The sequence below is a fragment of the Moraxella oblonga NBRC 102422 genome, from assembly GCF_001598275.1.
Classification (GTDB): domain Bacteria; phylum Pseudomonadota; class Gammaproteobacteria; order Pseudomonadales; family Moraxellaceae; genus Moraxella; species Moraxella oblonga.
On record NZ_BCYQ01000058.1, the window covers coordinates 1 to 8,443 of the forward strand.

The following is an 8,443-nucleotide window of genomic DNA, read 5'->3' on the forward strand; positions in this document are numbered from 1 at the left end:
CTACATCACCCACAGTCGCAACATTACCGCCTGTGTTACTTGGAGCGGCAGTAACAGTACCATTGTTGTTAGGTGTGATGCTACCACTATCTACCTGAGCAGGATCTACGTGTACAGTAATAGTATTAACATCACCAACTAGCTTACCACTTACATTGGCAGCACCAGTACCCACAAAACGAACTTCATTAGCATTTTTCACTTGATTGCTAAATTCAGTTGCACTTGACTCACCTTCTTTATTGCCTGTGGTCATATCAGAACTTACCACAAAGCCCATTTTTTGTAGGTCAGCAACAGTTGCTGCATTCTTAGCATCAGTTGGTGATACTGCTGTTAGATTTAGCAAATCTTTTGGTTTGCCATCAGTATAAGTTGGTACAGTACTACTTACGTTAGTGATTGGTTTGTCACCTGCACTGATACCGTCTTTGGTGATGGTGATTGGGTTGTTGGCTGGCGTTACTGGATCTGTTGGTACAGTAAAGTTATTGGTGGTTACGCTATTGAAGGTAACATCGTCAGCCGTAGCGAAAGTGATGTTGGTACCTTTTTGATTGGCAACCAAGTTTTTACCTGCATTTAGCGTAATGGTGTCGCCTGCCTTAACTTTCGCCTCTGTTTTACCTTCTTGGTCGGTTACCTTAGCATCATCACGACCAATAGTGATGTTGTGAGAGACGTTATTGATAGTATTAGCAATCGTACTTGCGTTTACGAAGCTATCAGGATCTTTCGGAGCATCTACTTTACCAGTATTGGTAACACCAGTAGGATTATCACCAAATGTTGTGGTATTGATGTCAAAGGTTACGCCACCTGTGTTAGTTACACGAGCAGTCGTGCCGTTACCGCTTACAAAATCTAGCGTATCACCTGCATTTACCAGTCCATCACCACCTACTTTATCGCTAGGCTTACCATCTTAACTTTAAAGCCAGTTTTGTTGATGGCGTCAGTAACGGTGCTTGCATTTACTAACTTATCGCCATCTGAGGCTGGGTCTTGTGGTGCAACTGTACCATCATCTGTTACGGTTAGGGTAGTATTTGCCACATTAACATCGGTCGCTTTGGCAGAAATGGTGAAGTTTTGACCATCTTGTGTGATGTCAATGTTGTCACCTGCTTTAAAGGTAACTGTATCACCTGTCTTAACAGCGGTTTTGGCGTTGCCAGAAACAGTACCGCCTGCAGCAGCAGAATCTACATTAAAGCCCAAATTGTTTAATGTATTTGCCAAATCACCTGCATTGACAAACTTGGTAGAGTTTTCATCAGATGGTTTTGTGATTGGGGCAACAGTTGGAGTTGTGCCAACAGGAGTGGTTGGTTGGGTCAATGTGGTGTTAGCAACTTGCAAATCACCTGCATCATTGGTTGTGATGGTGGTGCCATCATACTTGGTGTTGATGGTGATTTCACTACCTGCTTGAGATACAGAGATCGCTTTACCGCCAGAGATGGTAACGGTATCGCCAGCTTTGACTTTACTTGTTGTATCTTTGGTATCGGTATTGCCACCTGTGGTTAGGTTAAATGAAGCGTTGTTTACGGTATTAACAAGCGTTGTACCGTTTACAAGGTTGTCACCCTTGTTGTCGTCAACCTTCATTGTACCATTGTCATTAGGACTGGTAGTTACGTCAGTGTTGGCAGAGACGACATAATTTTTCGTGCCGTTGCCATTTACATCACCTTCGGTAACAGTAATGCCCTTACCGTTAGTAACGGTGGCTTGGGTGTTCTTGGCAACCAATTTACCATCATCGGTAGTGGTGATGGTGTCGCCATCAACATTGGCAGAAACGGTATAGCTCTTGGTGCCGTTGTCGTTTGTACCTTCAACAACGTTAACACCTGCACCCTTAATCACATTCGCTTGGGTGTTGTTTGCACTGATGGTGTAGCCTTCTGTTGGCGTACCAGTAACTTTAACGTTATCACCTTCTTTAACGGTCGTTGCTGTGCCTGGAGGGACATTAGCAACCAATTGACCTTTATCATTAATAGTAATGGTATCACCATCAACATTTACGGCAAAGTCTAGCGTGCTTACGCCGTTAGTCTCATTTGTAGCATTAATAACAACTGTCTTGTCATCTGAAGTGAAGTTAACTTTATCACCCGGATTGATTTGACCAACGTTCTTAGAGTGATTTTGAAGCGTCCAACTACTTGAGTTGATGGAATCCGCTACGTTTTGAGCGGTTGCATACAAGTTAGGTGCATTTGCAAGATTCTTTTTCGCATCATCTAATGCTGCTTGTAGTGCTTGAGTGGCTGGATCTTGAGCAGTAGGGTCATTTTTCAATGCATCATCCAATGCAGTTTGAGCACCAGTTACTGCATCATTCAAAGTAGTTACAGGACCGCTGACGTTACCCGCAGGATTAGAAACAATGTTGCCTTTATTAGGCATTTTGTCAATCACGGCATATAGCTGTGAACCGTTGATGGCTTCGGTAGAAGAAGCAGAGATGTTACCTGCAGCGACATTGATGATTTTACGTTCATCGCCTTTGGCACCCACACTCACAAAACGACCTGCGTCTGCGACAGTACCTACAAAATCACCATACTCAATGCCATTTAAGGTGGTATTTGTAACATTCGCAATGTCGTGCGAGCCTGCGGTAGAGGCATTTTGACCCAAGATGACAGAGCCGTTATATGACTTGGCAGGTGTAGTACCAACTTGGGCGGTATTGGTAACATTGATGTTGTTGCCAAGCACCATCACATCATCAGCACTAACGGTGTTATTAAAACCAATCACCATAGAGCGGTTGGCACCTGTTTTTGCGTTAGTTACGTTGGATACGTTGGTATCTGTTACAACACCATTGGTGCGAGTGGCATCACCACCGATTTTGTTTTGACCACCGATAGAGATGGCGTTGTCGGTGTTGTTGGCGATGATGTTGTTGTTACCCATTGAGTATGAGTTGGTACCTGCGACAATCGATGGGTCACCGATGGCACCAGAGTTGTTGCCTGATACTTGGTTGCCTAGACCGATAGAGATGGCATTTTTACCAGAGGCGTTGGCATTGGTGCCGATGGCGATAGATGACTCACCCCATGCACGAGATTTTGTACCGATGGCGGTAGATGACAGACCTTTTGCCAATGCGTTGGCACCGATGGCATTAGAGGCAACACCGAATGTTTGAGAACCTGTACCGATTGCCAATGACGCATCACCGATGGCAGCGGTGTTTGGATATACCTTACCATTAAGAGCAGCAGCAGGTAGATAGCTTTGTAGAGTTGTATCAACATCACCTCGGAATGTGCCATAATTTTTACTAACATCATCAACATTCTTATGACCTAGCAAATCTTTCAAAGCAGCAGAGGCTTTATCTAGGTCATCACCACCGATGGCAACTGATGAGTTACCCAACGCACGAGTATCTGCACCCACAGCGACACCTTGGTCACCATAGACAAGAGCACGGTTACCGATGACGGTGGCTTGGTTGATTTCAAATTTAGAGTTTTCAGATTTTGCCCATGCACCTACGATGGTATCACCAAAGCGAGATTGGGAAGAAGTGTTATAACCCACCAAGACAAATGGCGTATCACCATTGCTAAGAGTGCCAATATTAATATTGTTCTCCTTCGCTCCTTTTAGATGAGAGTTGGCACCGATAAGGATACTGCCTAGTGCATTTGAATTAGCGTTGCTACCTGCGATGTTATTGATACCTGTGGCATTGGCGTTGGTACCGATGGCGATGGTATCGGCATGGCTAGCTGTTGCAGAACGACCGATGGCGGTTGAGTTTTCGCCAGAGGCGGTTGCAGCATGACCAGTTGCAACTGAGCTGTTGCTAGTTACGGTGGCGTTTGCACCGATGGCAACAGAGTTACTGGCGTTGTTGTTGATAGTTACGGTTGTGCCAGTGAGAGTCTGTGTTTTGCTCTTGACGATGGCGTTTGCACCGATGGCGATAGAGTTTTCGGTAAATGCTCCTGCACGTGTAGATTCGTTGGCGATGTCATTGTTCCACGCAATCAGCTCTGGCGTGGTCATGTTCGCGTCTCTGGCTGGACGAGTTGGAGCTTGGTAGTTTTCACCGATACGAGCCTGCGAACCTATGGCGATAGAGTTTTTACCCTCCGAACGCACGTTGGTAGTAGCATTATATATTTCGTTTGACTGTGCTGAACCGATAGAGATAGAGTGTTCACCGATAGAGGTGGCTGACTGACCTATTGCCAAAGAGCGAGTACCGACAGCGGCAGATGCTACACCGATGGCTTGGGCTGCACTGTTTTTGGCAACTGCTTGACGACCGATCGCCATAGCATTGATGCCCTCTGTGGTTGCTGATGAGCCGATTACTACACCACCGCCTTGCGACCATGCGTTGGCACCAATGGCAACACCCAGACCACGAGAGGTGCTGTTTGAGGTCTGAACACGTGTGGTACGAGCATTATCACCCAATGCCACGCCACCTGCATTCGCTTCAGAATCACGACCTAGTGCCACGACACCTGAGCTAAACTCAGTACCATCAGAGTTTCTGGTTAGGGTTGAGCCAGAACCTTTTTTGATGATGGTATAGGGGTTTTGATAGTCTACATGACCTGAGCCAATGACGTTATCTATCGTATGACCTTTAGCACCAGAACCGATAACCACACTGGCAGCCTGAGAACCGCCCACAGCGTTATGACCGATGACGACTTCACCTTGAAGTTGTGCTGAGTTATTGATGTTGCTAGCGTTAGTACCGATGATGATAGAGTAGTTGTTTAGTGCTGTTGCGTTTGTACCAATAGCGATGGTATCTTGACGCATAGTGGCGGTGGTATTGCCACCAGTTGTTGCTTGATAACCGATAGAAACACCACGCTCAGAATAAGCACGGCTGTTTGAACCGATGGCGGTAGATTCGTTGTTGGCAGCATAAGACATCGCACCGATGGCGGTGGTGTTGGCACCCAAACCAGAATCTACATATCTAAAGTTAGGGTCTACATAGCTACCTGCTACTGCACCAGTATAATTACCCACACGACCTGCTGCCGCACCTACACCGATGGCGGTTGAACCCTTACTAAGTGCTTGAGAGTGTGCACCGATAGCATTTGAACCTTGACCAAACGAACCTGTATTAATATAGCCTGCACCCTGTGCGTTCACCAGTGCTAATTGATTGTCAAAAGTTACTGTTGGGTTTTGTGAGCTATCTTGAGTATCATCGTTACCGATAGCAATAGAACCGATACCAACAGACAAAACGTCATTACCGATGGCACTACTTTGATCACCCAACGCTCTTGAGGCACTACCCAATGCAATTGCTTGAGAACCTCTAGCGACAGTACGACGCAAATCAGAGTCAGTATATCTAACAGTATTGTTGGTGTATCTTAGGTCTTTTGTAAAAGAGCCGGGCGAACCAATGGCAACGGCATAATCACCTGATGCAACTGCACTAACACCTAGTGCAATCGCACCATCATGAGAAGTGTTAGCACCCTCACCGATAGAGATAGACAACCCTCGACCTTTGGCAGTACCAAAACCAAATGAGTCCGTGTTGCTAGTTACGCCATTAGCATTAGATTGTGTTATTGTAACGGCCGCCTCAGCTTCTGTTGGCACTGTCGTCAATGCACCCCCTGCAACCGCCACACCAACAGCAGCGACAACGCTACCTGCATGACTGGCGGATTTTTTGCCTTTGGATTTTTTGCCTTTGGCAGAGACGATCTCGGAGACCGCCACAAAAGTATTAGTACTTTCGTTATATATGACACGATAAGTATGGTTCATTAGTTTTCCTCGTGATAATCACATCGTTTAACGCCAGTCGGCAACGATGATTTAAATTATGGTTAATACCATCACTCATCTCATTTGTGGATGAATGGTATTTATATTTATGTTGCAAGAAATGTGCCTATCTATTTGGCACATTTTGCTTGGACTTTTCATTCTTTACTGTCAAGCCCAATAAAATAAGGGCATTGACAGTATTTGGTTACATTTTTTCTACACAAAATTTCTAATTAATAATATCAATGAGAAATATTTATCATTGATGCAGTATCAATCAATCTTTTTTGGTTGATTTTTTGGCAACTTTTTTGGTTGTTGCTTTTTTGGTTGCTGTCTTTGTGGTGCGTTTGGCAGGCTCCTTTTTGGGCTTGTCATCTGCTTTGCTGTCTGCTTTTTCATCAGACAATCCAAGTTCCACCACTTTCGCCAAAAATGCCTCGCCCATGTGCTGTGGGTTGCCTGTAAATAGCGTTTGCAAGCCATTGTTTTCAATGACATGACGGCGTAGGGCTAGGCGTTCGGCGTGGTTTTCGGCAAGTGCCACCGCTTTTGCCACGTATTCATCAGCAGTTTTTGCCACCAGTTTGTCTTTGGGCAGACCCAATCTGTCAAACAGACCCTCATCAATATGCTCGTGGACTTCATCGCCTGTTTTGCAGACACCCACAAGTCCAAGCGTAATCATATCAATGATACCATTGGTGTTGCCAAATGGGAATGGATTAATCATCATGTCGCACTGATGAAGGATTTGTAGATACTCATGATAAGGTTTGTGCGGATAAACTGTCGCATCATCGCCCAGATAGCTTTTGATAAAGCGGGTAACATAAGGGTGGGTAATACCCTGTGATTGACCCAATGCAAACACAAAATGTACTGGCACATTAGCTTGGTTGCGAATGGCTTGACAGGCTTTTAGGAAATAAGGGTTTAATTTCATGGTGGTGGCTGCCACACCGATTTTTACCACTTCTGGATTTTCACGCATACGGTATTCTACCGAGCTTGGTGCGAGTGCAGATGGCACATAGGGCAGAGCATCTTTGGGTAGGCGAATGAGCTTTTCACTAAAACACGCTTCTGAACCAACATAGTCATCCTCAACCACCACATAGTCAATAAAGGGTGAATGTGTGGTTGCAGGGTGCCCTAAGGCGATACTTTGGATAGGTGCGATGCGTAGATTACTTAGAAAAATGGGTGTCAAATCCATGCCAATGCTAGGCATATACAGTACAGCAGGCTCAAATTTGTCCGCCAGTGCTTTGATATCAATAATTTTATCTAAAATACTGTTATTACCCAGTTCTACAAACTCATCAAACACTTGGCGACCTTTTTCATCAACCGCCGAACCACCAATACCAACCAAATGAAAATGTTCACGAGCCGCTATCATTGATGTAGAATGCGTACGATAAATGGAATGTGCCGAATGAAAATGCTCCAACAACACAAGCATCACAGGTTTACCGTTGGTTTTGCCAATCTTAGACACATCACGGTCAGTCTGCCCTAATGCGAGCAAATGACGGCGAATGACTTGATTGAGACTTTCTTTGACACGGTGTTTGTCTGGGGTGATGTCATAACTGCAATGCATATACACATCATGAGCTATCGCAGATGGCAATTCGTTCAAATTCTCAAATTCAGCCAATTTTGGAGCAAACCATTGCAGGATTGCTTGGCGTTTGCTAAATGCTCCTTGTGTACCGATAAAGCGTGGCGACTGCAATGCAAAGCATAATGAGGCACAGATGTGCTTATCAAAATCCCACAACACATCTAGTGTTAGTGGAATATTGGACTCCATCGTATATAAAATACAAAATTTTAGCCAAGTATTTTCGTTGTTAGCAATTTGTAGGTTAGTGCTTGCCTCTTCGGGTGCTCCGATGTGGTAGGTACGAATGATGTGATCAGCATTCACAAAAGTAGATGAAGCAAATACCAAATCAAGCCAACGATGAAGGGTCATAAAACGCCCAAAACCCAAACGAGAAACACCAAAATCATTCTTGGCATGAAATAGCTCTGTTACCGCATTGGCAACACGCTGACAAAAATGCACGGTTTTTTCATTGCCCATGAATTCTAATTGGGCTGGATAATCGCATTCAATCGTAAAGCAATGCCCAAATTGCTTGTCCAGCTCGCCCAAAATAGAAAGTAGTTCACTACACGCAGTTTCATAATCTTTATCAAATACCGCCTTTTCAAGGCGGATAACGCTAGGTTGAGTCATAGTCGTTTCCAAATAAACCAAAATACTTCACCACTTTTTAAAAAAGTAGTATGGGACAGCTTATTGTACAACAATCCATACACGATGGTAAACTACTTTATCTACCATGTTACCATTTTACAACCAAAGCAAACAACCATCTCATACCAATCACCCAAGTAGCGTTTAGTGGTTTTTTTCATTAAAAATAAAAAACCACTTGCAATCTAAAAAGATTCTGTTATAATCTTGGGACTATGACATAGGGGCGTCGCCAAGTTGGTAAGGCATCAGGTTTTGATCCTGACATTCGTTGGTTCGAGTCCAGCCGCCTCTGCCATATTAAAAATCCAATCTTAATTAAGATTGGATTTTTTATTGGAAAAAATCTAAAAGACACATGAAAAG

At 44.3% G+C, this 8,443-nt stretch carries 3 protein-coding genes, 1 tRNA gene and 1 pseudogene; 2 read left to right on the plus strand and 3 right to left on the minus strand.

Features of this window, described 5'->3' with window-relative positions; all coding sequences use genetic code 11:
• Positions 1-568: pseudogene (locus MOB01S_RS11285) on the minus strand (hypothetical protein); the annotation flags it as partial.
• Between the two features lie 118 nt (positions 569-686).
• On the opposite strand from MOB01S_RS11285, the gene MOB01S_RS12460 reads away from it, so the two are divergent.
• On the plus strand, positions 687-929 hold the full coding sequence (locus tag MOB01S_RS12460) for a hypothetical protein (RefSeq protein ID WP_157073993.1): 243 nt from the start codon (positions 687-689) through the stop codon (positions 927-929).
• Here the strand turns inward: MOB01S_RS12460 and MOB01S_RS11290 are convergent.
• Together MOB01S_RS11290 and MOB01S_RS11295 are read right to left on the minus strand one after the other, a co-directional pair.
• Entirely contained in the window at positions 901-5,799 is a 4,899-nt protein-coding gene (locus tag MOB01S_RS11290) for an ESPR-type extended signal peptide-containing protein (protein ID WP_066805485.1), read from the minus strand. The two genes, MOB01S_RS12460 and MOB01S_RS11290, sit on opposite strands and share 29 nt — an antisense overlap.
• Before the next feature lie 280 nt (positions 5,800-6,079).
• Positions 6,080-8,056 carry a UDP-glucose:protein N-beta-glucosyltransferase gene (locus tag MOB01S_RS11295; RefSeq protein WP_066805494.1) on the minus strand — a complete coding sequence of 659 codons (1,977 nt, stop codon included), beginning with the start codon at positions 8,054-8,056 and terminating at the stop codon, positions 6,080-6,082.
• Between the two features lie 243 nt (positions 8,057-8,299).
• Between MOB01S_RS11295 and MOB01S_RS11300 the strand changes: the two genes are divergently transcribed.
• Positions 8,300-8,375 (plus strand) — tRNA-Gln (locus MOB01S_RS11300).
• The last annotated feature ends 68 nt before the right edge of the window (positions 8,376-8,443 follow it).